Annotated in this window: 21 protein-coding genes and 1 pseudogene; 10 read left to right on the plus strand and 12 right to left on the minus strand. The window is 60.1% G+C overall.

The genetic code is table 11. From position 1 onward, the window contains the following. Positions 1–31: 31 nt before the first annotated feature. From BLL38_RS06955 to BLL38_RS06970, 4 genes are read right to left on the minus strand one after another with little or no spacing between them, the layout of a single operon-like run. Positions 32–1189: a DUF4350 domain-containing protein gene (locus BLL38_RS06955; protein WP_076961889.1), complete on the minus strand. Its 1158-nt coding sequence runs from the start codon at positions 1187–1189 to the stop codon at positions 32–34. Then, complete coding sequence (locus BLL38_RS06960) at positions 1186–2715, minus strand: DUF4129 domain-containing protein (protein WP_076961890.1); 1530 nt, start codon at positions 2713–2715, stop codon at positions 1186–1188. Before BLL38_RS06960 ends, BLL38_RS06955 begins: the two co-directional genes overlap by 4 nt. Beyond that, a complete protein-coding gene (locus tag BLL38_RS06965) occupies positions 2702–3682 on the minus strand; it encodes a stage II sporulation protein M (protein ID WP_076961891.1) in 981 nt (326 codons plus the stop codon). The genes BLL38_RS06960 and BLL38_RS06965 overlap by 14 nt, the downstream gene beginning before the upstream one ends. Beyond that, a complete protein-coding gene (locus tag BLL38_RS06970) occupies positions 3679–4371 on the minus strand; it encodes an RDD family protein (protein ID WP_076961951.1) in 693 nt (230 codons plus the stop codon). Before BLL38_RS06970 ends, BLL38_RS06965 begins: the two co-directional genes overlap by 4 nt. Positions 4372–4581: 210 nt before the next feature. Here BLL38_RS06970 and sbcB point away from each other — a divergent pair, with 210 nt between their 5' ends. Further along, the gene (sbcB, locus tag BLL38_RS06975) at positions 4582–6009 is read left to right on the plus strand and encodes an exodeoxyribonuclease I (protein WP_076961892.1); all 1428 of its coding nucleotides are present in this window, start codon (positions 4582–4584) and stop codon (positions 6007–6009) included. An 89-nt stretch (positions 6010–6098) separates the two neighbouring features. On the opposite strand, the gene mvaT is transcribed toward sbcB, so the two are convergent. Continuing rightward, positions 6099–6473 carry a histone-like nucleoid-structuring protein MvaT gene (gene mvaT / locus BLL38_RS06980; protein ID WP_029295469.1) on the minus strand — a complete coding sequence of 125 codons (375 nt, stop codon included), beginning with the start codon at positions 6471–6473 and terminating at the stop codon, positions 6099–6101. Positions 6474–6822: 349 nt separating this feature from the next. On the opposite strand from mvaT, the gene purU reads away from it, so the two are divergent. After that, on the plus strand, positions 6823–7671 hold the full coding sequence (gene purU / locus BLL38_RS06985) for a formyltetrahydrofolate deformylase (protein WP_076961893.1): 849 nt from the start codon (positions 6823–6825) through the stop codon (positions 7669–7671). 87 nt (positions 7672–7758) lie between these two features. Next, entirely contained in the window at positions 7759–7956 is a 198-nt protein-coding gene (locus tag BLL38_RS06990) for a hypothetical protein (RefSeq protein ID WP_076961894.1), read from the plus strand. Between the two features lie 45 nt (positions 7957–8001). Here the strand turns inward: BLL38_RS06990 and BLL38_RS31850 are convergent, their stop codons facing one another. Both BLL38_RS31850 and BLL38_RS31855 read right to left on the minus strand, forming a co-directional pair. Continuing rightward, the gene (locus BLL38_RS31850; protein WP_373562108.1) at positions 8002–8766 is read right to left on the minus strand and encodes a methyl-accepting chemotaxis protein; all 765 of its coding nucleotides are present in this window, start codon (positions 8764–8766) and stop codon (positions 8002–8004) included. Positions 8767–8859: 93 nt separating this feature from the next. Beyond that, a pseudogene (locus BLL38_RS31855) lies at positions 8860–9891 on the minus strand (cache domain-containing protein); the annotation flags it as partial. A 197-nt stretch (positions 9892–10088) separates the two neighbouring features. Between BLL38_RS31855 and BLL38_RS07000 the strand changes: the two are divergent. Then, positions 10089–11567, plus strand: a complete 1479-nt coding sequence (locus tag BLL38_RS07000; protein ID WP_076961952.1) for a helicase HerA-like domain-containing protein — start codon at positions 10089–10091, stop codon at positions 11565–11567. A 71-nt stretch (positions 11568–11638) separates the two neighbouring features. On the opposite strand, the gene BLL38_RS07005 is transcribed toward BLL38_RS07000, so the two are convergent. After that, positions 11639–12094, minus strand: a complete 456-nt coding sequence (locus BLL38_RS07005; protein WP_076961896.1) for a DUF721 domain-containing protein — start codon at positions 12092–12094, stop codon at positions 11639–11641. A 308-nt stretch (positions 12095–12402) separates the two neighbouring features. Here BLL38_RS07005 and secA point away from each other — a divergent pair, with 308 nt between their 5' ends. From secA to BLL38_RS30395, 4 genes are all read left to right on the plus strand, one after another. Continuing rightward, entirely contained in the window at positions 12403–15138 is a 2736-nt protein-coding gene (gene secA, locus BLL38_RS07010; protein ID WP_076961897.1) for a preprotein translocase subunit SecA, read from the plus strand. A 120-nt stretch (positions 15139–15258) separates the two neighbouring features. Further along, the gene (gene argJ, locus BLL38_RS07015; protein WP_076961898.1) at positions 15259–16476 is read left to right on the plus strand and encodes a bifunctional glutamate N-acetyltransferase/amino-acid acetyltransferase ArgJ; all 1218 of its coding nucleotides are present in this window, start codon (positions 15259–15261) and stop codon (positions 16474–16476) included. Positions 16477–16534: 58 nt separating this feature from the next. Beyond that, entirely contained in the window at positions 16535–17479 is a 945-nt protein-coding gene (locus BLL38_RS07020; protein ID WP_076961899.1) for a Nudix family hydrolase, read from the plus strand. A 96-nt stretch (positions 17480–17575) separates the two neighbouring features. Beyond that, positions 17576–18936, plus strand: a protein-coding gene (locus tag BLL38_RS30395; protein ID WP_415640219.1) for an IS3 family transposase whose coding sequence is annotated in 2 segments (ribosomal slippage) — positions 17576–18043 and positions 18046–18936 — 1359 coding nt in all. Because the reading frame shifts where the segments join, the coding sequence is not laid out codon by codon here. Positions 18937–19048: 112 nt separating this feature from the next. On the opposite strand, the gene BLL38_RS07035 is transcribed toward BLL38_RS30395, so the two are convergent. Genes BLL38_RS07035 through BLL38_RS07045 form a run of 3 tightly spaced genes read right to left on the minus strand, consistent with a single transcriptional unit; the run spans position 19049 to position 22630 of the window. Continuing rightward, positions 19049–19627, minus strand: coding sequence for a cob(I)yrinic acid a,c-diamide adenosyltransferase (locus BLL38_RS07035; RefSeq protein ID WP_032862480.1), 579 nt, complete (start codon positions 19625–19627; stop codon positions 19049–19051). A gap of 2 nt (positions 19628–19629) precedes the next feature. After that, on the minus strand, positions 19630–21666 hold the full coding sequence (locus BLL38_RS07040) for a sensor histidine kinase (RefSeq protein ID WP_076961954.1): 2037 nt from the start codon (positions 21664–21666) through the stop codon (positions 19630–19632). A gap of 46 nt (positions 21667–21712) precedes the next feature. Further along, complete coding sequence (locus BLL38_RS07045; RefSeq protein WP_076961901.1) at positions 21713–22630, minus strand: putative 2-dehydropantoate 2-reductase; 918 nt, start codon at positions 22628–22630, stop codon at positions 21713–21715. Positions 22631–22767: 137 nt separating this feature from the next. On the opposite strand from BLL38_RS07045, the gene BLL38_RS07050 reads away from it, so the two are divergent. Next, a complete protein-coding gene (locus BLL38_RS07050; RefSeq protein ID WP_057440144.1) occupies positions 22768–23253 on the plus strand; it encodes a YajQ family cyclic di-GMP-binding protein in 486 nt (161 codons plus the stop codon). A 129-nt stretch (positions 23254–23382) separates the two neighbouring features. Then, entirely contained in the window at positions 23383–24225 is an 843-nt protein-coding gene (locus BLL38_RS07055) for a mechanosensitive ion channel family protein (RefSeq protein ID WP_076961902.1), read from the plus strand. 176 nt (positions 24226–24401) lie between these two features. On the opposite strand, the gene BLL38_RS07060 is transcribed toward BLL38_RS07055, so the two are convergent. Then, the gene (locus BLL38_RS07060; RefSeq protein WP_076961903.1) at positions 24402–25697 is read right to left on the minus strand and encodes an OprD family porin; all 1296 of its coding nucleotides are present in this window, start codon (positions 25695–25697) and stop codon (positions 24402–24404) included. Positions 25698–26209 lie beyond the last annotated feature (512 nt).

Genomic DNA, 26209 nt, shown 5'->3' on the forward strand with positions numbered 1-26209 from the left:
AGGTGTCGACTAACGGTTTTCAAGTGCCGGATCATAGGGCATTCCTGAGCGTTTGCAGGCAGGCCACCTGGCGGCTGAAGTCGGCGCTGGAAAGCCGCTTTGCCGGGAGTGGGCCGAGGGCCTGGCTGATAAGTGAAGCGGGTTGGCGGGTCAGGCGTTCAAGCGCCTGCCATTGCCCGGCGGTGTCCAGCTGCTCGAACCCAGGATGGCGGCGGCGAGCGGTGCGCAGGATGTCCCGCTGCAAGGCTTGTAACAGGCTGTTTTGCCCGCTGCGGCGCAACAGGAAGTCGGCACTGGCATTCAAGTGTTCCTGCAATTGCCGGCGGGCTTTCGGGGACGGCGCCTGGATCGGCCCCTGGCGTACTCCGGCTCGCCACAACCCCAGCAGGATCAAGGCGGCGAGTGCCAGCAGGGCCTGGGGGAAGTAACGCAGTAACAGGCTGAACAGGTTTTCGGCGTCGGTGTTGGACAGCAGGGTGACTCCGCTGCCCTGGGTCAGGTACCACAGCAACCAGGCATTGTCGTGCAAGCCGATGGCCGGGGTTTTCCACAGCTCGCTGTCGGTGATCACCGTCACACGGCCGCGCCCGAGATTGAGTTGCATCAGGTGGCTGGACTTGGCGCTGTTGGCCGAAAACTGTGCCAGGTGCCTGGGGTCGATCAGTGTGAAGTCCGTGTCGAAACTGAAGAAGGCGGGTGCGGTTTCGTTATCGACATAGAGCCGTGTGAGGTCCGGTTGCTTGCCCTTGCGAGCGGAGGGCGGCTGGTCGAAGTCGTCGCTGAACGCCTGGCGCAACTGCAGGCGGTTGAGCAGCAGGTCGCTACTGTCCTGGGTTTCTTCATCCCATATGGCTTCGGCCACCAGTAGCAGATGGCCGCCAGCCTGGGTCCACTCCAGCAACTGGTCAACCTGGCGCGGGGTCATGTTGCTGCGCTCGCTGAGCAACAGCAGGCTGTTGTCATTGGCAGGCAGGGTGGCCAGGCGCTCCAGGCTGTGGGCATGCTCGACGGCCAGGCCTTGTTGGCGCAGAAAATGTTCCGCTGCCAGGTAGGGATTGGCCTGGGCTTCGGGGGATGGGCCACGGTCGACCACTTCGTCGTAGGGCGTGGCCCTGTGCCAGGCGTAGAAGCCCCCGGCTGTCAACAGGCAGGCCAGGATCAGCCCGACCCAGATCAGTGGCCGGTTCATCGCGTGGCCTCGCTGTCGAACAGGCTGCGCCAGTGGTTGCAGAGCTGTTGTTGGGCCAGGGGCGGGGGCGTGCGATGGCCATAGGCAAGGTTTTGCCAGTGCCGGGTCAGGTCGTCGCTGAATGCCAGCAATTGCGGCTGTTGCAAGTGGCGCACACGCTCCAGGACCTGGCCTTCGGTATCGGCGTTTTTCAGTGGCAGGTTGAAGTCATGCAGCAATCGGCTAAGCAGGCCGCGATAGAGCAGGCCAAGGGCTTCGCGGGGTTGCGTGGCCCACAGTTGCTCGGCGGTACTGGCAATATCCTCGGGCAAGGTCTCCACGCCCATGTCCAGGCCGAACAGTTGTGACGGCACGGGCTGGTCGACGCTAGGCCGGGGGGCGCGGCGACGGCTGACAAAGGCGTGTAACCAGTCACGATAGCGCCAGGCAACCAGGGCAATGCCGGCGATCAGCACGCCCCAGAGCAACACCTCCATGACCAGGGCCAGGGCCTTGAAGGTGTCGCTGTTGAGGTTGTCCAGTAGGGACTTAAGCCAGGCGGGTAACTGGGCATCACCCGGGGTCTTGGGTTTGTGCAGGGGTTTTTCCTCGCCGAAGCGGTAGCGGGTAACGGTTTCCGGGTTCTTGAACGGGGGGTGTTCCAGCAGGCGCTTGATCGCCTGGCTGGCGACCGGCGTACTCAAGGGTTTGGCGGGCGCGGGTTGATCGGCCATGGCGTGGGGCGTTGGCGGGATCAGCAGCAGGCCGACAGCCAGCAGCAGGGCGGCGGCTGCCGACCCCAGGCGCTGGCGCAAACGGCGGAACACCAGTTCCAGGTCCCAGGCTTCAAGCACGGTACGCCGGTTGAGGTAGAGGCTGAAGCCACAGGCCACATAGATCGGCTCCCAGAACACCAGGATCAGGGCGTACAAGGCATTGCTCAGGTGTTCCAGCCAGAGCCAGTCCTGGTCGCTGGCCAGTGCCAGTTGCTGCCAGTCCCAGTCCAGCTCTATCTGTTGCGGCAGGAGCAGGTAGAACAGGGCCATCAAGCCAAGCCACAGCGCGCTTTCCAGGTGCATGCCGATCAGCGTCAGCCAGCGCGCCGCGCCGCCATTGTGTTGCAGCAGTACCCCCAGCCGTTGTTGACGGGCCTGGCCGCCGAGGCCTTCAAGTTGCACCACGGGCATGGCAAAGCTGCGGCTGAGGCTAAAGCGCCTCCAGGTCAGGCTGGCCAGCAGTTGCCCCCTGAGCAGGCGGGGCCATTGGCGTAGCGCCTGCTTGAGGGTGGGTGTCTCGCCAAACAGGGCCTTGGACAGGATATACAGCGGCAGGCGCTCAAAGGCTGGTTTCAGCCACCAGAACACCAGCATGGTGACAGACGGGTAGTCCCACAGCACAAGGCTGATCAGGATAAAGACCGGCAGGCTGACCAGGGCCCAACTGCTCATCAACAGCACGCGGTGTTCACGGGCCAGCAACACCCCGAGGTCCATGGCTTCCCATGAGGTGCGGGGGCGGATCACCACACTGGCGTCACTCAGGCGCATGACGACTCCGACCGGCGAACAGCAGATAGGCAATCACCATCGCCCAGAGCGCGGCGCCCACCAGGTATTTGCCCCAGGGCTCCACGGCGGTGGTCGAGGACCAATAGGCTTCTATAAAGGCCGCGATCAGCAGGAAGACAATCACGCCACAGATCATCTGCACGCTTTTACGGGCTGCCAGGCGCAGTGCCTCACCCCGGGGCAATGCTCCCGGCGCGATCAGGGCCCAGCCCAGTTGCAGGCCGGCCGCACCGGCCAGGGCGATGGCCGTCAGCTCGAAAGCACCGTGGCCAATGACAAAGGACCAGAAGGTTTGCCCGTAGCCGATTTCGGTCAGGTGCCCGGCGATGGCCCCGATCATCAGGCCATTGAAGAACAGGAAAAACACACTGCCCAGGCCAAACAGCAAGCCGCCGGCGAAGGTCTGGAATGCGATGCCGATGTTGTGCATGACGTAGTAGCCGAACATCATCCAGTCCTCGCTCGATGCCCGCTCGGCCGCGCGCCCCAGGCGGCTGGCGTCGGGGTCGTACATGCCTTGCATTTCGGTCACTTGTTGGGGGCTGACGATGGCGTAGATCAAGTCGGGGAACAGGTAGACCAGCAACGCAATGCCGATCAGGCTGCCAAAGAACAGCAGGCTGGCCACCAGCACGAAGCGCCATTGTTCACGAACCGTGCGGGGGAAATCCGCGAGCAGGAAGCCCAGGACCTTGGCGCCGAGCTGGCTGCGATGGCGGTACAGCTGTTGATGGCCGCGCAGGGCCAGTTGTTGCAGCGGGTCGATCAGGTAGCTGCTGTAGCCGCGTTGCTGTGCCAGCGCCAGGTGCTGGCACAGGCGGCGGTAATCCTGGGGGAAGTGCGTCAGGTCCTGGGCCTTGGCCTTGCCTTGCTCAAGCAGGGCCAGTTGCGTGGCAAATGCCTGCCAGTGCGGCTGGTGACGGGTTTCAAACAGGCTTTGCTTCATGTCGGCCCCAACAGGCCGCGGGCCACGCCATTGAGCTGTTCCACGGCGCGTGCGGGGGAAACCTGCAGGGGCGTGGCCAGAATTGCGGCCAGCTCGTGGGTCCGTTCGGTGGAGAGTTCACCCTGGCGCTCGGCAAAACCCAGGATCGCACGCTGCTCGTTCAGCTCAAGGGCAAAAGGCAGGCGCAAGGCCGGGGCCTGGGGCAGTTGGGGACGGGCCAGGGGCTGTTCGCGATAAATCACCAGGGTGCCGGCCGCGATGTCGCCCAGGCGTTTGAAGTGGGGGTGTTGCAGGCAACTGATGGCGCCGAGGAAGTAGCCGAACGGCAGCATATCGACAAAACGCAGCAGGTTGCGGATCAGGGACGCGGACCAGCCAATGGGCGTGCCGTCATCCTGTACCACGCGCAGGCCCATGATCTGCTTGCCTGGCGAGCAGCCCTGGTTGAGTACTTCAAACAGCACCATGTACCACCAACTGACGAGGAACAGCAGGATCGAGCCCAGGCCGATGCCCAGGTTGCCGAGAAAGGCCAGGGCGATGAACAGGATGCCGAGGATCAGGCCGCGCAGGCCCAGGTCGAACCCGAATGCGAGTGCGCGGGGCATCAGCCCGGCGGGGCGCAAGGGCAGATCGATGCCTTCCGGGGTCTCGATCTGGTAGCGGGTGTCCAATGGTACGGTGGGCATTGCGTTCCCTGGCAGTGCGGCGTGGCTGGGCATGGGCAACCTCATCGGGCAGCCGGCAAATTGAGAGGTCGATGCTAGCAGTGTCGTCGCTGGAAGTAACACCTGAAAATGTGCCAAGGTTTCACTGCATATTTATCCAGTACACATGGCGCTGGCCCCGGGCGGCATCCAGCGCCTAGACTTTGTCGGTCTTCAGCACAGGAATAGCCCGTGACCTCGATCTTCTGGTACGACTATGAAACCACCGGCATCAACCCGCGCAGCGACCGTCCGTTGCAGGTTGCCGGGATTCGCACCGACCTTGACCTCAATGAGGTAGGGCCGCCGGTCAACCTTTATTGCCAGCTCAGCGACGATATCCTGCCGCACCCGGCGGCGTGCATGATCACTGGCATTACCCCCGGCCAGCTGGCGGAAAAAGGCCTGGCCGAAGCCGATTTCATGACCCGGGTGCATGCCGAGCTGGCGGCCCCCGGCACTTGCGGCGCGGGTTACAACACCCTGCGTTTCGACGATGAAATGACCCGCTACAGTTTGTATCGCAATTTTTTCGACCCCTATGCCCGGGAATGGCAGGGCGGCAACAGCCGCTGGGACTTGATCGATGTGCTGCGCACGGCCTATGCCCTGCGCCCCGACGGCATCGTCTGGCCCGAGCAGGACGGGCGCGTGACCCTCAAGCTGGAGCGCCTGACAGCGGCCAACGGCATTGACCATGGCCAGGCTCACGAGGCTTTGGCCGACGTGCGTGCCACCATTGCCCTGGCGCGCCTGGTCCGGGACAAACAGCCCAAATTGTACGATTGGTTGTTTCAACTGCGTAGCAAGCAACGGGTCATGGATCAAATCCGTCTGTTGCAGCCCATGGTGCATATTTCCGGGCGTTTCTCCGCCGAGCGCCATTACCTGGGGGTGGTCCTGCCGCTGGCCTGGCATCCGCGCAATCGCAACGCGTTGATTGTCTGTGACCTGGGGCTCGACCCACAGGGGCTGCTGGACCTGGATGCCGATACCCTGCGCCAGCGTCTGTATACCCGGCGCGATGAGTTGGCCGAAGGCGAGTTACCGGTGCCGCTCAAATTGGTGCACATCAATCGTTGCCCGGTGGTCGCACCGTTGAGTGTGTTGCGGGCGCAAGACCAGCAGCGTTTGAACCTGGACATGGGTGAATATCAGGCCCGGGCGCTGCGACTAACTGACGCACAGGAACTTTGGCGGGATAAATTGCCGGCGATTTATGCCGAAGAAGGTTTTGCTGCGAGCGCCGACCCGGAGCAGCAGCTCTACGATGGTTTTATTGGTGATCGGGATCGGCGTTTATGTGAACAAGTGCGCAGCGCAGAACCGGCGCAACTAGCACGCCAGCAATGGCCTTTCGATGATCATCGTTTGCCGGAATTATTGTTTCGCTATCGTGCCCGTAACTTTACGTCCACCCTGGACAGTGAAGAGCAACAACGCTGGAAATTATTCTGTCAGCAACGCTTGTCAGATGCAGATTACGGTGCGCCCAATACCCTGGAGAGTTTTAATAAGGCCAGGCATGAATTGGACGCTAGTGCTACATCGTTTCAGCGTCAGGTGCTGGATGAGTGGCAGGAATATGCTGACGCTTTATGCCAGCGCCTGAGCCTGTAATCGGTCTTTCATAAAAGCGGGCAATAAAAAAACGCCAGCAAGCTGGCGTTTTTTAGTGTGTCACGAATCAGGTGACGACCTGGCGAGCCTTAGCCCAGCAGGGTGGCCCAGCCTTCAACCACGTCACCGCCCCACTTGGCTTTCCACTCTTTCAGAGTCTTGTGGTTGCCACCTTTGGTTTCAATCACTTCGCCGTTGTGCGGGTTTTTGTATTGCTTGACCTTGCGCGCGCGCTTGGTGCCGGTAACTTTTACGGCGCCGCGTGGTGCTTTAACTTTCGATTCTGGATCCAGCAGCGCGATGATGTCACGCAGGGATTTGGAGTACTCACCCATCAGGGTGCGCAATTTGCCTTCGAATTCCAGCTCGGTTTGCAGTTTGTCGTCTTGGGACAGGTTCTTCAAACGGGCTTGCAGCTCTTTGATCGCTTCTTCGGTGGCACGGTATTCGTTGATCAGGGACATGTGGACTACCTTATAAGGGGCGCTGAGGGACAGGGATAGTGGCTTAATAATAGTCAGACAGTTTCCCCAAGTAAACATTTAAGCTCGGTTTTACGTAATTTACTTTGGTTGTTTCTAGGGGAAAGCCGGGAATGCATTTTTTAGTACGCTCAACCGGCTAAAGATATTCTCATTAGATCTAGGCTAATTGCGGTAACAGATGCTTGGGTTGACATAGTGCTCAGGTAAAAACCTTATGCTGTTTAGGGGCACCGCAAGGAATCGCTCGAATAAGCGTTGAGGAATACTGCAGTTTTTCTACGGTGTCGCTAGAATGGCGGCCTTTGCGAAGTTCTGGAGTTTGCCCCTAATGCGCACTTTTCGTCTGGTGATTGCTTGCCCGGATCGGGTTGGTATCGTCGCTAAAGTCAGTAACTTTCTGGCCTCCCACAACGGCTGGATCACCGAAGCGAGCCATCACTCGGACAATCTCAGTGGCTGGTTTTTCATGCGCCACGAAATTCGTGCCGACACGTTGCCCTTTGGCCTGGAGGCGTTTCGCGAGGCATTTGCGCCTATCGCCGAAGAGTTTTCCATGACCTGGCGCATCACCGACACCGAACAGAAAAAGCGCGTGGTGCTGATGGCCAGCCGCGAATCCCATTGCCTGGCGGACTTGCTGCACCGCTGGCACAGCGATGAGTTGGACTGTGAGATCGCCTGTGTGATTTCCAACCACGACGACCTGCGCAGCATGGTGGAGTGGCATGGCATTCCGTACTACCACGTGCCGGTCGATTCGCAGAATAAACAGCCGGCCTTCACTGAAGTCTCGCGCCTGGTCGAGCAGCATGAAGCCGACGTCGTGGTACTGGCGCGCTACATGCAAATCCTGCCGCCGGAACTGTGTCGCGCCTATGCAGGCAAGGTGATCAACATCCACCACAGCTTCCTGCCGTCGTTTGTCGGGGCCAAGCCGTACCACCAGGCCTCCCTGCGCGGCGTGAAGCTGATTGGTGCAACCTGCCACTACGTCACCGAAGAGCTGGACGCAGGTCCCATCATCGAACAGGACGTGGTACGCGTCAGCCACAGCGACAGCATTGAAGACATGGTGCGCTTCGGGCGTGACGTCGAGAAGATGGTCCTGGCCCGTGGCCTGCGCTATCACCTGGAAGACCGCGTGCTGGTGCACGGCAACAAGACCGTGGTGTTCTGATCGGCGGTTTCGGGTTGAAGTAAAAAGGGCCTGGGCGTTAAATCACCCCAGGCCCTTTTTATATGTATCAACTACGAGGATCGAACCATGGCTGATCCCCTGGATAAAGCCACGTCCAAGGCACCCGCCACCTTGGGTGAGGGCTGCTTGAGCCGCTATGACCCGGATGCCCTGGATGCCGAGGACGGCACGGACTTCCCCGATGCCGCCCGGTTGTGGGAGCAGTTGCAGGAAGCGTCAGAGCCGTACGACAAGCCCGGCCCTGACACAAACAACGCAGGTTGAATGTGGGCGCTATCGCAGCCTCGCTCGGGCTCGACAGCTCCTACATCAGATACGGAAGCTACCCACCAGTTGTTTCAAGCGCGCCGCCTGCTGCTCCAGGTCGGAACAGGCGCGCAAGGTGGATTGCAGGTTTTCCACGCCTTCCTGATTGAGCGTATTGATTTCGGTGATATCGATGTTGATCGACTCCACCACCGAGGTCTGCTCTTCAGTCGCGGTGGCCACCGATTGGTTCATGCCGTCGATCTCCCCGATGCGCTGAGTCACGCTGCTCAGGCGTTCGCCGGCGAGGTTGGCGATCTCCACGCTGTCGAGGCTGTGGCGCTGGCTTTCGCTCATGGTGCTGACCGACTCCCGGGCGCCGACTTGCAGCTCCTCGATCATCTTTTGCACCTGTTGCGCCGATTCCTGCGTGCGATGGGCCAGGTTGCGCACCTCGTCGGCCACTACCGCAAACCCGCGCCCGGCTTCCCCGGCTCGCGCCGCCTCGATGGCCGCGTTGAGCGCCAGGAGGTTGGTTTGCTGGGAAATACTGGTGATCACTTCAAGGATCTGCCCGATATTCACGGTCTTGCTGTTGAGTGCCTCGATATTGCTGCTGGAGGCGCTGATCATCTCGGACAGTTGGGTCATGGCCTTGATATTGCGCTCCACCACGTGCTGGCCATCTTCGGCCAGGTGGCGCGCATCGCTGGCCTGGTGCGAGGCCTGGGCGGCGTTACGGGCAATTTCCTGGGCGGCGGCACCCAACTGGTTGATCGCCGCGGCGACGCTATTGGTACGGTTGGCCTGTTCGTCGGAGTTGACCATCGACGAGTTGGAGGCGCTGACCACGCGCAGTGCCACTTCATTGACCTGGCCGGTGGCGGAGGAGACTTCGCGAATCGAGGTATGAATCCGCTCCACAAAGCGGTTGAAGGCTTTGCCGAGGATGCCGAATTCGTCATGGTTCTGGATAGTCAGGCGGCGCGTCAGGTCGCCTTCACCATCGGCAATGTCTTCCATGGCCCGGGTCATGATATGCAGCGGCTGCATCAACACGCGGATCAGCATGCCCAGCAACGCGATGATGATCGCCACGGCAATCACGGTGGCAATGATGGCTGAGGTGCGGAATTCGCGGAGCATGGCGAAGGATTTGTCTTTATCTACCGACAGACCGACATACCAGTTTACCGACGGCAAGCCCTTGATCGGGGCGAAGGTGACGATGCGGGTTTTGTCGCCGGTCTCGATTTCGTTGAAGTCAGTATTGATTTTAATGGGCTGGTTCGGGTAAGCCTCGCCCAGGGTTTTCATCACCAGGCTTTTGTCCGGGTGGACCAGGATCTTGCCGTCGGCACTGATCAGGAACGCATAGCCCATGCCGCCGAAGTTCAGCGCGCCGATGTTGTCCACCAGGGTTTGCAGGCTCAGGTCGCCGCCCACCACGCCGACGCTTTGCCCGGCCTTGCTGCTGGGGGTGGCGATGGAAATGATCAACTGGCCAGTGGCCGCGTCGATATAGGGTTCGGTCAAGGTCGAACCATTGCTGGCCTGGGCGCCCTTGTACCAGGGGCGTGCGCGGGGGTCGAAGCCGTCGGGCATCTTGGCATCGGGGCGAATGGTGAAGCCGCCTTTGCTGTCACCCAGGTAGGTGGCCATGAACGATGACGTCAGGGCTTTCTGCTCCAGCAGGCTGGCGACCACTGTCGGCTCGGGGTTGATGGCGATGTTCTGGGCGGCGTTTTCCACCAGGACAATGCGTCCGGTCAGCCAGCCCTGGATATTGCTGGCGGTGACGTCGCCCATTTCATGTAGATAGCTGTCGAGGTCGTCGCGAATCGCGTTGCGTTGCAGGTAGTCGTTATACAACGTGAACAACGCAAATGCGGCAATGACGATAAGGGCGGCTGCAAGCAGGATTTTGTGGCTGAAGCGCAGATTTTTATTCATGGCTTGTCGTGTCCGCTAAGGTCTTAATGTCCGAGGCGCGTTTTTTATGGAAACGCACAAATGGCAGCGTTAAATAAAGTGTGATATTTCCATCTGCTCCTGCAGGAATTATCTGGTCTAACTTTTTTAGACTTTTTGGGTCTCTCGCTTTGTCTGTATCGACCGTGCAGCGCTAAAGATTAATCATGGGTGACAAAATGCCTGACTCCTCGCAACTTCTTATTGGCGCAGACCTCGAAGGCCAACCTATCGCCCAGGCCATGCGCCTGGCTAACCGCCATGGCCTGATCGCCGGTGCCACGGGTACGGGCAAGACCGTGACGTTGCAGCGGCTGGCGGAGGCATTCAGCGATGCCGGGGTCGCGGTGTTCGCCGCAGATATCAAAGGTGACCTGTGTGGCCTGGGTGCCGCGGGTAACCCTCAAGGCAAGGTGGCCGAGCGTATTGCCGGCATGCCGTTCCTGAATTACGCGCCTAAGGCGTATCCGGTAACGTTGTGGGATATCCACGGTCAGTCCGGTCATCCGCTTCGTACAACCTTGAGTGAAATGGGCCCACTGTTGCTGGGCAGTCTGTTGGAACTGACCGACAGCCAGCAGTCGACGTTATATGCGGCGTTTAAAGTGGCCGATCGCGAGGGCTTGCTGCTGCTGGATCTCAAGGACCTCAAGGCCCTGCTCAATCACCTCAAGTTCCATCCCGAGCTGTTGGGTGAAGATGCGGCCCTGATGACCACCGGCTCCAGCCAGGCTTTGCTGCGGCGCCTGGCCGTGCTGGAACAGCAGGGCGCCGAGGCCCTGTTCGGCGAGCCGGCGCTGCAACTGGAAGATATTCTGCAACCGGCCAGCGATGGGCGGGGGCGTATTCACCTGCTGGATGCCAGCCGCCTGGTGCACGAGTCGCCCAAGGTCTACGCGACCTTCCTGCTGTGGTTGCTGGCGGAGTTGTTCGAGCAGTTGCCGGAGCGCGGCGACGCCGACAAGCCGCTGCTGGCGCTGTTTTTCGACGAGGCGCATTTGCTGTTTGCCGATACCCCCAAGGCCTTGCAGGACCGCCTGGAGCAAGTGGTACGGCTGATTCGTTCCAAAGGCGTGGGGGTGTATTTTGTCACCCAGTCGCCGGGCGACTTGCCGGACAACGTACTGGCCCAGTTGGGCTTGCGGATCCAGCATGGGCTGCGGGCGTTTACCACCAAGGAGCAAAAATCCCTGCGGGCGGTGGCGGATGGTTTCCGGCCTAACCCGGCGTTCGATGCGCTGGCGGTGTTGACCGAGCTGGGTACGGGTGAGGCGCTGGTGGGCACGCTGCAGGAAAAAGGTACGCCAGAGGTGGTCCAGCGGGTGCTGGTCGCGCCGCCGCAATCGCGGATCGGGCCGTTGACCGCCGCCGAGCGCGCGGCATTGATCGCCAGTTCGTCGCTGTTGGGGCGCTACGATAAGCCGGTTGATCGGGAGTCAGCCTATGAGGTGCTGATGGCCCGCAAGGCGCTGGGGCCAGAGGAGGGGGCCGCGCCTGCCGCTGAAGAGCCGAGCTTCACCGACAAGGCCGGGGCGTTCCTGGGCACGGCTGCGGGCAAGGCCCTCAAGTCAGCGATGCAGCAGGCGGCCAACCAGATGGGGCGTCAGTTGGTGCGTGGGCTGCTGGGGTCTTTGCTTGGCGGTAGCAAGCGCAAGTAGCCATCAAGGTCTATGCAACTCAATGTGGGAGCGGGCTTGCCCGCTCCTACACTATTTAGGTTGTGCAGTTTTCAGGCCTTGGGCTTGGCATGACTGGCCAAGCGCTCCAGCGCCGCGCGCAACTTCGGATCTGTAATCCCGTCCGCCGTCGCCTGGATGGTTTCGGCGGCATTCACCGACAAATCCATGGTATGGCCCACCGCACCTTGCGGCACGGTGGGTGGCTGGACCTTGAACTGGATGCGCAGCAGGCTCTCAAATACCTCAAACGCCTGTAGCTGGCGCTGCAGGCGTTTTTGCTGGTAGCGCAGGCGGGTCGCCCAATGCCCGTCGGTGACGATCAGCAGGAGCGTGCCTTCGCGCCACGAGGCCACATGGCAGTGCTCGCGGGCCGCAGGTTGCAGTTGGCTTTCCAGCAGGCGTTGCAGATGGCCCAGGCGTTGCGCATGGCCAAAGATGGCTTTTAAAGGCTTGGCTTCGCGCAGCAACACGGCGGGAGCACGGGCCGTAAGAGGGCGAAATGCCATGATCTAGACACCTTAGGTAACAGAGCCGCCATGGTAGCAGAAAGCGTGTGCGGCACCGTGGTCATTGCTTTGTCAGCAGTTTATCCATTAAATCAATAAGTAACTTCTCGCTCGAATGGGTTGAAGTTCAGCAAAAAGCCCTTATTTTAAACAAGCCCTCCCGGAACGCTGTGCCTGCATCGTGGAACAACGCCACTTTCCTCACCCTCGTTTCCGGGTAGAATGCTCGTTCGCATGCGGCCGTGAGGGCTGCTCGGGCGACTTACGGGGCGCCCCTTCATCCCTAATGTGTGGAAGAACCTGCCGATATGTTTGCGCCTTTGTTAAAGAAACTTTTTGGAAGCAAGAATGAGCGCGAAGTCAAACGCATGCTCAAGACGGTGCAGCTGGTCAATGCCTTCGAAGAGCAGATGGTTGCCCTGTCGGACGAGCAATTGCGCGCCAAGACCGAAGAGTTCAAGGCCCGCATAGCCAAAGGTGAAACCCTCGACAAGCTGCTGCCCGAAGCCTTTGCGGTCGCCCGCGAAGCCGGCAAGCGGGTGATGGGCATGCGCCACTTCGACGTCCAGTTGATCGGCGGCATGACCCTGCATGAAGGCATGATTGCCGAAATGCGTACCGGTGAAGGCAAGACCCTGGTGGCAACCCTGGGCGTTTACCTCAATGCACTGTCCGGCAAGGGCGTGCACGTTGTGACGGTGAACGACTACCTGGCCCGCCGGGACGCCAACTGGATGCGCCCGTTGTATGAGTTCCTCGGCCTGAGCGTCGGCGTCGTGACGCCGTTCCAGCCGCCGGAAGAGAAGCGCGCCGCCTACGCTGCCGATATTACCTACGGCACCAACAACGAATTCGGTTTCGACTACCTGCGCGACAACATGGCGTTCAGCATGGAAGAAAAATTCCAGCGCGAACTCAACTTTGCCGTGATCGACGAAGTCGACTCCATCCTGATCGACGAAGCCCGTACCCCGCTGATCATCTCCGGCCAGGCCGAGGACAGCTCGCGCCTGTACACCGAGATCAACAAGCTGATCCCGCGCCTTGAGCAACATATCGAGGAAGTGGAAGGCGTGGTGACCAAAGAAGGTCATTACTCCATCGACGAGAAGACCCGCCAGGTCGAGCTCAACGAAGCCGGTCACCAGTTCGTCGAAGAAATGCTGACCCAGATCGGCCTGCTGGCCGAAGGCGAAAGCCTGTACTCGGCACACAACCTGGGCCTGCTGACCCACGTGTATGCCGGCCTGCGCGCCCACAAGCTGTTCCACCGCAACGTCGAATACATCGTCCAGGACGGCCAGGTGGTACTGGTCGACGAGCACACCGGCCGTACCATGCCCGGTCGTCGTTTGTCCGAAGGCCTGCACCAGGCCATCGAGGCCAAGGAAGTGCTCAATATCCAGGCCGAGAGCCAGACGCTGGCCTCGACCACCTTCCAGAACTACTTCCGCCTGTACAACAAGCTGTCCGGCATGACCGGTACCGCAGATACCGAAGCGTTCGAGTTCCACCAGATCTACGGTCTGTCGGTGATGGTCATCCCGCCGAACAAGCCACTGGCGCGTAAAGACTACAACGACCTGGTGTTCCTGACCGCGGACGAGAAATACGCGGCCATCGTCGCCGATATCAAGGAATGCATGACCCACGGCCGTCCGGTCCTGGTGGGTACGGCAACCATCGAAACCTCCGAGCACATGTCGAACCTGCTCAACAAGGAAGGGATCGAGCACAAGGTCCTCAACGCCAAGTTCCACGAAAAAGAAGCCGAGATCATTGCCCAGGCCGGTCGTCCAGGCGCGCTGACCATCGCCACCAACATGGCCGGTCGTGGTACCGACATCCTGTTGGGCGGCAACTGGGAAGTGGAAGTGGCCTCCCTGGACAACCCGACCCCTGAGCAGATCGCCCAGATCAAGGCCGACTGGCAGAAACGTCACCAAGCGGTGCTGGAATCCGGTGGTTTGCAGGTGATCGCGTCCGAACGCCACGAATCGCGGCGTATCGATAACCAGTTGCGTGGCCGTGCCGGTCGCCAGGGTGACGCCGGTTCCAGCCGTTTCTACCTGTCCCTGGAAGACAGCCTGATGCGTATCTTTGCCTCGGATCGGGTGAAGAACTTCATGAAGGCCCTGGGGATGCAGTCTGGCGAAGCCATCGAGCACCGCATGGTGACCAACGCCATCGAAAAGGCCCAGCGCAAGGTCGAAGGCCGTAACTTTGACATTCGTAAGCAACTGCTGGAGTTCGATGACGTCAACAACGAACAGCGTAAAGTGATTTATCACATGCGTAACACGTTGCTGGCCGCCGACAACATTGGCGAAACCATCGCCGACTTCCGCCAGGACGTGCTCAACGCCACCGTCAGTGCCCATATCCCGCCACAGTCCCTGCCTGAACAGTGGGATGTTGCCGGCCTGGAAGCGGCGTTGAAGAGCGACTTCGGTGTCGACTTGCCGGTCCAGCAATGGCTCGACGAAGACGATCACCTGTACGAAGAGACCCTGCGCGAAAAACTGATGGCCGAACTGCTGGCCGCGTACAACGAGAAAGAAGAGCAAGCCAGTGCCGAAGCGCTGCGCACCTTCGAGAAGCAAATCGTTCTGCGCGTGCTGGACGACCTGTGGAAAGACCACCTGTCGACCATGGACCACCTGCGTCACGGTATCCACCTGCGTGGCTACGCCCAGAAGAACCCGAAGCAGGAATACAAGCGCGAGTCGTTCACGCTGTTCTCCGAGCTGCTGGATTCGATCAAGCGCGATTCGATTCGTGTGCTGTCCCACGTTCAGGTGCGCCGCGAAGACCCGATCGAGGAAGAAGCCCGTCTGCGTCAGGAAGCCGAAGCCCTTGCCGCGCGCATGCAGTTCCAGCATGACGAAGCGCCAGGCCTTGAGTCGCCGCAAGTGCTGGGCGAAGAGGTCGATGTGGCCCTGGCCCAGGCGCCGGTGCGCAACGAGCAGAAGCTGGGCCGCAACGAGCCGTGCTGGTGCGGTTCGGGCAAGAAGTTCAAACACTGCCACGGCGAAATCAACTAAGATTTTTGCCTGACGCTGCAATACCCCGCGCCGCGACCGGCATCAGCCGTCGCGGCGTTTTGCCATTTATTCACCGTCGACGACGACGGTGCAGACATCACATCGTTAAGGAGCGCATTCATGGCTGTTGGTCTTGGTCCTTTGCCCACGTTGCACCCGGTTGCCGGTTTTGAACTCGGTATCGCTTCGGCCGGTATCAAGCGTCCCGGGCGCAAGGACGTGGTAGTGATGCGCTGTGCCGAAGGCTCGACCATCGCGGGCGTGTTCACCCTGAACGCGTTTTGCGCCGCGCCCGTGATCCTCGCCAAGCAACGGGTCGAAGGCCCGGTGCGTTACCTGCTGACCAATACCGGCAATGCCAACGCCGGCACCGGCGAGCCTGGCCTGGCCGCTGCCGCGCGCACTTGTGCCAAGCTGGCGGAGTTGACCGGTGTGGATGCCAGCCAGGTGCTGCCGTACTCCACCGGGGTGATCGGCGAGCCGTTGCCCGTGGAAAAAATCGAAGGCGCCCTGCAAGCCGCGCTGGACGACCTGTCGGTGGATAACTGGGCGGCCGCGGCCACCGGGATCATGACCACCGACACCTTGCCCAAGGGCGCCAGCCGTCAGTTCGTACATGACGGCGTGACCGTGACCGTGACCGGCATCAGCAAGGGCGCGGGCATGATCCGTCCGAACATGGCGACCATGCTCGGCTACATCGCCACCGACGCCAATGTCTCCCGTGACGTGCTGCAAAACCTGATGCTCGATGGCGCCAACAAATCGTTCAACCGCATCACTATCGACGGTGATACCTCGACCAACGACTGCTGCATGTTGATTGCCACCGGTAAAGCCGACCTGCCGCAAATCACCTCGTCCAACGGCCCGCTGTTCGCAGCGTTGAAGCAGGCGGTATTTGAGGTGTGTATGGACGTGGCCCAGGCCATCGTGCGCGATGGCGAAGGCGCGACCAAGTTCGTCACCGTGCAAGTCAACGGCGGCGGCAATCACCAGGAATGCCTGGACGTCGGCTACACCGTGGCCCACTCGCCACTGATCAAGACCGCATTGTTTGCGTCCGACCCGAACTGGGGCCGGATCCTCGCGGCGGTTGGCCGTGCCGGCGTGCCGAACCTGGATGTGAGCAAGATCGACGTGTTCCTCGGCGATGTGTGCATCGCCAGCCGTGGCGCCCGTGCCGAGACCTACACCGAAGCCCAGGGCTCGGCGGTGATGCAGCAGGAGGAAATCACCATCCGTATTGAGCTGGGTCGTGGTGAGTGCAGCGAAACCATCTGGACCACCGACCTGTCCCACGAATACGTGAAGATCAACGCCGAATACCGTACTTGATACCTGCCCGGGGCATTGGCAATGCCCCGGCAGGCGCCGGCTTAGAGGACGTAATACCGTGAAACGAGTTCATGTAGCAGCCGCAGTCATTCGCGGTACCGATGGCCGGATTCTGCTGGCGCGTCGTGCAGATACCCAGCACCAGGGCGGCCTCTGGGAGTTTCCCGGTGGCAAAGTGGAGGCCGATGAGTCGGTTGTCACTGCACTGGGGCGAGAGCTGCAAGAGGAGTTGGGCATCCAGGTCACCACGGCGCGGCCGTTGATCCAGGTCCAGCATGATTACCCGGACAAGCAGGTGCTGTTGGATGTCTGGGAGGTCTCGGCGTTTACCGGCGAGCCCCATGGCGCGGAAGGGCAGCCCCTGGAATGGGTCGCGCCACGGGACTTGCAGAACTACGAATTTCCAGCGGCCAACGCGCCCATCGTTGCGGCTGCGCGTTTGCCCGCCGACTACCTGATTACCCCGGGCGAACTGGAAACCCCGGTGCTGTTGCGTGGTATCCAGAAAGCCATTGCCGGTGGCATCAAGCTGATCCAGCTGCGCGCGCCCAATGGCTACGACCCCAAGTACCGCGACCTGGCGGTGGACGCCGTGGGCCTGTGTGCTGGCAAGGCGCAATTGATGCTCAAGGGGCCATTTGAATGGCTCGGTGACTTCCCTGCGGCGGGCTGGCACATGACCTCGGCGCAACTGCGCAAGTACGCCAGCAAGGGCCGGCCGCTGCCCAAGGACCGCTGGTTGGCGGCGTCTTGCCACAATGCTGAGGAACTGGCACTGGCCGAATTGATGGATGTGGATTTTGTCACCCTGTCGCCGGTGCAGCCGACCCAGACTCATCCCGATGCGCAACCCTTGGGTTGGGAGCAGGCGGCGCAGTTGATCAAGGGCTTCAGCAAGCCGGTGTTCCTGTTGGGTGGGGTTGGGCCTGACGAGCGGCAGAAGGCCTGGGAGAGCGGGGCGCAGGGTGTTGCGGGGATTCGGGCGTTCTGGCCTGAGGTATGAGTCGTCAGTGCTGGCCCCATCGCAGGCAAGCCAGCTCCCACATTGTGGACTGCCCCCAAGAAGTTGGACACAAATCCAATTTCTTGGGGTGTTCACATGAGCAAGTATTCAGATCAATTCAAGCTCACCGCCGTCCAGGCCTACCTGGAGGATGGCAAAGGATTCAGAACAGTAGCTCAGCGATTTGCAGTGGACTTCAGCCTGCTGCGGCGCTGGGTCTGCGCTTTTCAGAAGCATGGTCAGTTCAGCCTGCGCAAACCAGGCCAGCGGTACAGTGCGACCTACAAGCGCTCAGTCCTTGAGTACATGCACAAGCATCAGCTTTCCTCGCGCCAGACCGCCGCCCATTTCGGCCTCGGTCAGTCCTCGCAGATAGGCATTTGGGCACGGCAGTACTACAGTGGGAGTCCGGCTTTACCTGCTCCCAAGAGAAGAAAACCTACTGCCATGTCGAAAAAGCCTTACCCCATCAAACCTACGACGTCCGATGACACCGATAAAAGCCGCGGCCAGTTGCTGGCTGAGCTTGAGTGGCTGCGTATGGAGAACGCTTACCTAAAAAAGCTGGAAGAACTGAAGGAGCAGGAGCGAAGTCGGCCCAAAAAGCCCTGATCGTGTCGACGCTCAAGGACAGGTTTCCCTTGGGCGCCGTTCTGCAGTTGGCGGACTTGCCTCGCAGCACGTTCTATTACCAGCTCCAGGCGCAGGTCAAACCTGACAAGCATGCTGTCCTAAGACAGCTGATTCAGCGTGTCTATCACGAGGAAAAAGGGCTTTACGGTTACCGGCGTGTTACGGCGGTGATCCGCAACGCCGGCACCTTGGTTAACAAGAAGGTCGTAGAACGCTTGATGGCCGCGCTTGATCTTCGCTCACTCGTACGGCCCAAAAAGTACCGGTCGTACAAGGGCGTCGTCGGCCTCATCGCGCCCAACCTGCTGGAGCGAAACTTCCTCGCGCAGCGCCCGAATCAGAAGTGGGTGACCGATGTGACCGAGTTCAAAGTGGCTCAGAAAAAGGTCTATCTCTCTTCCGTGATGGACTTGTACAACGCCGAAATTGTGGCATACGAAGTGGCCAGCAGGCCGTGCCTTGGGCTGGTCACCAACATGTTGGACAAGGCCTTCAAGCGCCTGGAAAACAAGCCGAAACTGGTGCTTCACTCGGATCAAGGCTGGCATTACCAGCACTCGCAGTACCGCCACAAGCTGGCAGAGCAAGGGCTGAAGCAGAGTATGTCACGCAAAGGAAACTGCCTGGACAATGCGGCAATGGAGAGCTTTTTTGGTACGCTTAAGTCCGAGTTTTTCTACCTGAAGCGTTTCGAGAGCGCTGAGGAACTGAAAGCCGGTCTGGACGAGTACATCCACTACTACAACCATGACCGCATCAAGCTAAAGCTCAATGGCATGAGCCCTGTGAAATACAGGACTCATGCTGCTGAGGCTGCTAGCTGAAACTGTCCAACTTTTCGGGGGCAGTCCATTGGAATGTATTCACACATCAAAATGTGGGAGCGGGCTTGCCCGCGATGAGGTCCCATCAGGCAATACAAAACCCCGCAGAATCTCAGTGCGGCTTGGCCGCCGCCTGCCACAAAATCTCCGCAACCCCCTGCCGCCGGGCAATCACCCTCGCTGCCACAAACAGCAAGTCCGATAACCGATTGATATACGCCAACCCCACCCCCTCCAACGGTTCCAGCGCATTCAATTGCTGGCAACGCCGCTCGGCGCTGCGGGCCAGGCTGCGGCATACATGGGCCTGGGCAATCAGCGCCGAACCGCCGGGCAGGATGAAGTTTTCCAATGGCCCGACTTCTTCATTCCAGCGATCAATCGCGGCTTCCAAGCGGTCCACCTCGCCCGCATTAAGTGCCTTGTAGACCGGCATCGCCAACTCGCCCCCCAGGTCAAACAGTCGATGCTGGCAGGGTGTCAGTACCTCGATCACATCCTTCAGGGCTGGATGCTGGCCACTTTGCTCCTCAAGCCCGGCCAGCAGCAGGCCCAGTTGGCTGTTGAGGCTGTCCACTTCACCGATCGCCTCCACCCGGGGGTGATCCTTGGGCACGCGGCGACCGTCACCCAGGCCGGTTTCGCCTTTGTCGCCGGTACGGGTGTAAATTTTCGACAGGCGAAAGCCCATGGTCAGTGCTCCAGTTGAGTCAGTTCGTGGGGGGCAAGCTGGCTGCCGGCCAACGGCAGGCGCAAGGTAAAGCAGGTGCCCTGGCCCAGGGTGGAGTGAACCTCCATCTGGCCCTTGTGATTGTTGGTGATGATGAAGTACGAGACCGACAGGCCCAGCCCCGTGCCCTGGCCGATCTCCTTGGTGGTGAAGAAGGGCTCGAACGTGCGTTTGCGCACGTTCTCACTCATGCCGATGCCATTGTCCTCCACCTGGATCTCGGCCCAGGGCGGGTTGAGCCGGGTGCGCAGGATGATGCGCCCCGGCTCGCTGTCGTCTTCGCGCAGGTGGATGGCCTGGGCGGCGTTTTTCAGCAGGTTGAGCAGTACCTGTTCCAACTCGTTGGCGGTGCCTGGGACCGGGCCCAGCAACGGGTCGAACTGGCGAGTGATCGCCTGGCCCTTGAAGTCGAAACCGATGGCCAGGTCGAAGTCGTTGCCGGCAATCTCCACGGCCTGGTCGATCAGCGCCGGCAGATCGCACGGTGCCATCTGGCGGTTGCTGCGGCGGCTGAAACTGAGCATATGGGTGACGATTTTTGCCGCGCGGGCCCCGGCTTGCTGGATGCCGTCAAGCAGTTGCGGCACTTCACGGCTTTGCAGGTAGCGGTTGACCGTTTCCAGTTCCACGCCCACCTGCTCGGCGTGCTCCAGGTTTTTCGGCAGTTCTGCCGACAGGCGCCGGCGAATGTTCTGTACGTTATGCAGGATCGCCCCCAGGGGGTTGTTGATCTCGTGGGCCATGCCCGCCGCCAGCCCGCCAACGGACAGCATCTTCTCCGATTGCACCATCATCTCTTCAAGGGACAGGCGCTGGGTGATGTCATCGATACGGATCACCACCCCGCGCCCGGCGCCGCCCATCAGCGGGTAAAAGGTCAGGGCATAGTGCTTGGGTTCGTCGTCCTTGACCCAGGTGACGCGCTCGATGCGTTCCACGGTGTGTTGTTCCACCGCAGCCTTGAGCTGGGGCAGGTAGGGCTTGAGCGGTTCAAAGGCAAGGAAGATCGGCTGGTTCAGCGCTTCGTCCAGGCGTGTGCCCGACAGGGCGCTGGCTTCCTGGTTCCATTGCGTGACGTAGAGTTGCTCATCCAGGGCGATCAGGGCGGAGGGCATGGAGTCGATGATGCTGTTGAGATAATTCTGGAAACCGGTGAGTTTTTTCTCGATCTTGCTGCGCACCTGCACTTCCAGCTCCAGCTTGCGGTTGGTATGCCGGGTTTCCTCGGCCAGGCCCTGGGCCTGGTCATAGGCGGCCTGGGAATCGTCCCGTGCGCGCTTGAGCTGCTGCTCCCGGGCTTCGATGCGCGACAGCATGGTATTGAACGCTTCGGCCAGGCTGCCGATTTCGTCATGGTTGCCGCGACTGGCCCGCAGGGCGTAGTTCTCTTCGCGGGTCACCTGGCGCGACAACTCTTCCAACTCGTGGATGGGGCGGGTAATCAGGCGCTTGATTTGCCGGGCAATGACCATCCACAGCAGGATGCTGAAAATCAGGATACCCAGGCTGGCGGTCAGGGTGCCGGTGTAGAAGGCAACCGGCAGTTCGCTGCTGGCCACCAGCAGCAGATGCCCCGAGGGCAGGCCGGGGCGGGGCAGGGTGATGACTTGGTTACTGCGAAACTCGGTGATCCGCCAGGCTTCGATATCGCGATAGTGCGTCGGCAGTTGCAGGCGGTCACCCTGTTGTAGCTGCGCCAGGCGATTGCCTTGCGCGTCGTACAGGGCTGCGGCCCGTAGTGGCGAATAGCTGGTCAGCTCATTGAGCAGGGCGTCGGCCTCGGCGGGAGAGTCCAGGGCTTGCGCGGCTAGGGCCGGGTTGGAAACCAGCCGGCCAATGGCCTGCAACGCCTGGGGGGCCATGCTTTCCTGGGAAATCCAGTAGGCGGCGCTGATAAAGGTCAGGTTGGCCACCAGCAGCACGGTGGTCAGCAGTACCAGCAGGGCCGCCAGCAGTTTCTGCCCAACGGGGAGATTTTCGAGACGCTGGCGCAGTGGCATCAGGTTGTTCGCAGGCAAGGATCAAGTGGGCAGGGTAGCGCGTGCCTCAGTCGCTGGGCAATCCGCGTGCGTCCAGGTCGCCGGCCAGGCGCACATGTAGTTGTTGCAGGTGTGGCAGGCTCAGGCGATGGCGCAAGGCCGCCTGGCAGGCATGGCCGAGCAGATAGCTGATCTCGGTGCGCCGCCCGTTGGCCACATCCTGATACATCGACGAGAAATTGGCTGCCGTCGCCTGGATCACCCGCTCCACTTCAGCCTGAAGGTCCTCGGCCGCCGCAGGCTGGCCGCAGCATGCCAGCAGTTCGGCGAGTTCGGCACACAGGGTTGCCACCTCGCATTGATGCGCCTGCAGCCCGCCATTGCGGCATTGATAGAGCACGGTCAGTGGATTGATTGCACAGTTGAGGGCCAGTTTTCGCCAGAGGCGCGTGAGGATGTCGGTGCTCCACTGGTGCGCAATGCCGGCAGCGTGCAAGTCGTCCAGCCACAGCGGCGCCGTGGGATGGGTGGCGTCACCCAGCCAGGTAAAACCATGGCCGGCGAAGACCACGCTGCCATCGCCCTGGCGAAATGCACCCTCGGTGCTGGAGGCGAAGATACAGCGCGCCTGGGGCAGTTGGGCGGCAACCGCATCCTGGCTGCCCAGGCCGTTCTGCAGCAGGATCAGCTCGGCGTTGGGTGTCAGGCGTCGGGCCAGTTGTGCGACGGCGCCAGGTGCGTCGTAGGCTTTACACGCGACCAGCAGGCGATCAATTGGCTCGAGGCTGTCGGATGTTTGTGCAATCACCGGATAAACCTGGGCATGCCCCTGCTCGATCAGGGTCAGCCCGGGAGAGGCCCGGTAGCTGGCCAGGCGCGCCTGATCCCGCAGGATCAGCGTGACGGGCAGGCCGGCGCGGGCCAGGCGTGTGGCCCATAATGTGCCGAGACTGCCTGCGCCGAGGATATGCCAGGGGGTGGACATCAATTTTGCTCCGTCGGCCTTTGGGTGAGCCAAGCAGCTCGGGGTAAAGAGTCGTTATAATGCCCCGGCATTTTACCCGCAAGCCAGGCGCGCTCCATCTCTACTGAGCCGCGCCCCTTTTTTATTGGAGAAACTACATGCCGTCGTTCGACGTGGTATCTGAACTGGACAAGCACGAAGTCACCAACGCCGTCGAGAACGCCGTCAAGGAGCTGGACCGTCGTTATGACTTGAAAGGCAAGGGCAGCTTCGAGTTCAAGGAAAAGGAACTGACGGTCAACCTGACCGCTGAAGCCGACTTCCAGCTCGAAGCGATGATCGAGATCCTCAAGCTGGCCCTGGTCAAGCGCAAGATCGATGTGCAGTGCCTTGAAGTCAAGGATGCCTATGCTTCGGGCAAGTTGATGAAACAGGAAGCCGTGCTCAAGGAAGGTATCGACAAGGAGCTGGCGAAGAAAATCGTGGCCCACGTCAAGGATGCCAAGCTCAAGGTCCAGGCCGCGATCCAGGGCGAGCAGGTGCGTATCACCGGCAAGAAGCGCGATGACTTGCAGGACGCGATTGCCGCCCTGCGCGCCAAGACCTTCGATATGCCGCTGCAGTTCAATAACTTTCGCGACTGATCCGGTTTTGGGGAACCCGTAGGGGTTTTCGACGTCCCACGCCCCAGCCTCTGCAGAAACGATTGAGCCCTTCGGGGCTCAATTGCTGTGGCGACTTATATTGCAGTTCGGTAAACAGAGAGAATCTAGATGGACTTGAACGCTGAAGTAGATCAATTGATCAAGGCTTCCCAAGCCTGGGTCCCCATGATCATGGAATACGGCAGCCGGGTATTGCTGGCGGTGCTGACCCTGGCCATTGGCTGGTGGCTGATCAACAAACTGACTCACAAGGTAGGGCGCCTGCTGGCCCTGCGCAATGCCGACCTGGCATTGCAGGGCTTTGTGACCAGCCTTGCGAACATCGTGCTCAAGGTGATGCTGATTGTCAGCGTAGCCTCGATGATCGGCGTTGAAACCACCTCGTTCGTTGCCGCAATTGGTGCCGCGACCCTGGCCATCGGCCTGGCGTTGCAAGGCAGCCTGGCCAACTTTGCTGGCGGTGTGCTGATCCTGCTGTTCCGGCCATTCCGTATCGGTGACTGGATCGAAGCCCAGGGCACCTCGGGCACCGTCGATAGCATCCAGATCTTCCACACGGTGATCCGTACCGGCGATAACAAGACGGTCATCGTGCCTAACGGCATCTTGTCCAACGGCATTATCACCAATACCAATCGCCAGCCGACCCGCAAGGTGATATTTGACGTGGGGGTCGACTACGAAGCCGACCTGCAAAAGGCTCGCGCCGTGTTGCTGGAGCTGGCCAAGGACCCACGGGTTCTGGCAGACCCTGAGCCGGTTGCCGTGATTTCGACCCTGGGCGACAGTTCCATCACGGTTTCCCTCCGGGTATGGACCAAGACTGCGGATTATTGGGACGTGCTGTTCATGTTCAATGAACTGGCGCGGGATCGTTTGAAAGCGGCCGGGATTGATATCCCATTCCCGCAGCGCGTTATTCGCGTGATGCAGGAAGCCTCTGCCAAGTAATAAGCGAAGCGAGGATCAAACTTGGCTGAAGGGTCAAGTTTGAGCGCAATAATAAACTCGATAGCTAGCTTGCTAGTTATTTGGTCGGTAGAAATATAAGTGCAATAAAAAAGCCGCTCACGGATTAAAAGTGAGCGGCTTTTTTATTAAGGGCCAAAGCCCTCGGGCATCGTTGATTACAAGATGTTCAGCGGGTATTGCGCGATCAGGCGCAGTTCGTCGATAGACGAAGAACCGTAGTAAACGCCATCAGACGAACGATAAGTCGCTTGGCGAATACGCAGGCTCAGGTCTTTGGCCGGGCCGCTCTGGATCACGTACTTGGCTTCGAGGTCGCGTTCCCACTCTTTACCGTTCGAGGTGGTGGCCATGTTGGCACCGCTACCCGTTACGTAAGCTGCCAGGAAGCTCAGGCCTGGTACACCGAAGGTGGCCATGTCGAGGTCGTAGCGAGCCTTGAACGACTTCTCGCCTTCGGCGTTGAAGTCGGAACGCGCGACGGAGTTGGCCAGGAAGACGGTGCCACCGCCATCAATGCCGTAGGCGTAGTCGCCATCACCGGTGACTTTCTGCGCTGCCAGGGTGAAGGTGTGCGCACCGATGGTGTAGGCACCCTGCAAGCTGAATGCGCGGTTGTCGATTTTGGTAACGTCGTCTTTGTAGGCGCGTTGCAGGCCGGCACCCTCGCTCTTGGTGTCGTAGATGTTGAAGTCGACAGCCACCGACTGGTCAGCGCCCAGGGCGTGGGTCCAGTTGACGTTGGCGTAGTATTTGCGCCAGTAGTCTTCGACTTTCGAGTAGTAGAGGCTGGTGGTGAACTCAGGCGTCCAACCGTAGGTGCCACCCACGAAGTTGGCTTGCTTGATGCCGCGGGAGGTTTCAGGGAAGTCGAGGATACTGTCCTTGAAGGTCTGGGCCTGGGCAACGCTGGAGGTGAAGTGACCGGCTTCGAGCTTGAGGTCCTTGATCTCGTTGCTGACGAGCGAGATACCTTGTGGCAGCTCCGGCAGCAAGCGACTGTCGTCGGACGCGAACACCGGTGCGGTGGTGTACTGGTCACCGACTTTCAGCACGGTATTGGAGAGGCGGAACTTGATGGCGCCGCCGCCCTTGGAGTATTGATCCTGCGAGCGGCCGTCCGAGCCTTCGGGGAACAAGCCAGTGCCATTACGGCCTTTGCCACTGTCCAGCTTCACGCCCAGCAGGCCAATCACGTCAACACCCACACCCACGGTGCCCTGGGTGAAGCCCGATTGGTACAGGCCGTTGAAGCCCAGGCCGGTTTCATTGCTGTAGCTTTGGCCGGTTTCGTTGTTGCGGTTGTCCCGGCGGAAGTTCAGCAGGCGAGTGTTGATGCTGAAGGTGCTGTCTTCAACAAAGCCTTTGGCATCATCTTGAGCGGATGCCATTGCGAACTGCGAGGTGCCTGCTGAAACAGCCAGGGCGATCATGCTCCACTTCATCACGCGCATCGTGATTTGCTCCTTTGGTTTTAGGAAGAGTACTGCCGTCCCACCTGATTTTTTTTGTCTGGGCGGCTCTTTCTTTTTTGTGACAACGTAAACTTATAGCACGCTGGCAATAATTGGCGATACTTGCACATCTATCCTTTCTGCTTCTTTACGAGGCTGTCGTAAATTGCTAGATCCATGTCGCAAATCTACAGTCTTTTTGTAACCAGACTGACAACTTCAATACCGTGTTTAATACCCTGGAAAAGGGTAGGAAATACCCTTCTCAAAGTTTAAAACTTTTTATTTATGTATTGACTCACTGTTCTTTTTATCGTGAAACACTGCCTTCCTGGCAGGTGTGGTTGTCGACGATATGGGAGTGAATGCAACAAGCGTGCACAAACGGCCAGGCGGATGTCATTTTTTCGTGAAAAATGTGCTGGATTTGTGAAAGGCTCATGGCCACGGGCGTTTCGCGTGGTTTTTTTTGGAATTTTGGGGCGTGGTTGTGCGGGATTTTGAACGGATAA

The sequence above is a fragment of the Pseudomonas gessardii genome (assembly GCF_001983165.1).
Taxonomy (GTDB): Bacteria; Pseudomonadota; Gammaproteobacteria; order Pseudomonadales; family Pseudomonadaceae; genus Aquipseudomonas; species Aquipseudomonas gessardii.

Coding starts and splice junctions, on each gene's coding strand:
- BLL38_RS07000 (WP_076961952.1), top strand. CDS start 10,089: ATGCCTGACTCCTCGCAACTTCTTATTGGCGCAGACCTCGAAGGCCAA.
- BLL38_RS31850 (WP_373562108.1), bottom strand. CDS start 8,766: ATGGTCAACTCCGACGAACAGGCCAACCGTACCAATAGCGTCGCCGCG.
- BLL38_RS07055 (WP_076961902.1), top strand. CDS start 23,383: ATGGACTTGAACGCTGAAGTAGATCAATTGATCAAGGCTTCCCAAGCC.
- BLL38_RS07005 (WP_076961896.1), bottom strand. CDS start 12,094: ATGGCATTTCGCCCTCTTACGGCCCGTGCTCCCGCCGTGTTGCTGCGC.
- secA (WP_076961897.1), top strand. CDS start 12,403: ATGTTTGCGCCTTTGTTAAAGAAACTTTTTGGAAGCAAGAATGAGCGC.
- BLL38_RS07035 (WP_032862480.1), bottom strand. CDS start 19,627: ATGGGCTTTCGCCTGTCGAAAATTTACACCCGTACCGGCGACAAAGGC.
- BLL38_RS07045 (WP_076961901.1), bottom strand. CDS start 22,630: ATGTCCACCCCCTGGCATATCCTCGGCGCAGGCAGTCTCGGCACATTA.
- BLL38_RS06965 (WP_076961891.1), bottom strand. CDS start 3,682: ATGAAGCAAAGCCTGTTTGAAACCCGTCACCAGCCGCACTGGCAGGCA.
- BLL38_RS06990 (WP_076961894.1), top strand. CDS start 7,759: ATGGCTGATCCCCTGGATAAAGCCACGTCCAAGGCACCCGCCACCTTG.
- argJ (WP_076961898.1), top strand. CDS start 15,259: ATGGCTGTTGGTCTTGGTCCTTTGCCCACGTTGCACCCGGTTGCCGGT.
- BLL38_RS07060 (WP_076961903.1), bottom strand. CDS start 25,697: ATGCGCGTGATGAAGTGGAGCATGATCGCCCTGGCTGTTTCAGCAGGC.
- BLL38_RS06960 (WP_076961890.1), bottom strand. CDS start 2,715: ATGCGCCTGAGTGACGCCAGTGTGGTGATCCGCCCCCGCACCTCATGG.
- mvaT (WP_029295469.1), bottom strand. CDS start 6,473: ATGTCCCTGATCAACGAATACCGTGCCACCGAAGAAGCGATCAAAGAG.
- BLL38_RS06955 (WP_076961889.1), bottom strand. CDS start 1,189: ATGAACCGGCCACTGATCTGGGTCGGGCTGATCCTGGCCTGCCTGTTG.
- BLL38_RS07040 (WP_076961954.1), bottom strand. CDS start 21,666: ATGCCACTGCGCCAGCGTCTCGAAAATCTCCCCGTTGGGCAGAAACTG.
- purU (WP_076961893.1), top strand. CDS start 6,823: ATGCGCACTTTTCGTCTGGTGATTGCTTGCCCGGATCGGGTTGGTATC.
- BLL38_RS06970 (WP_076961951.1), bottom strand. CDS start 4,371: ATGCCCACCGTACCATTGGACACCCGCTACCAGATCGAGACCCCGGAA.
- BLL38_RS07050 (WP_057440144.1), top strand. CDS start 22,768: ATGCCGTCGTTCGACGTGGTATCTGAACTGGACAAGCACGAAGTCACC.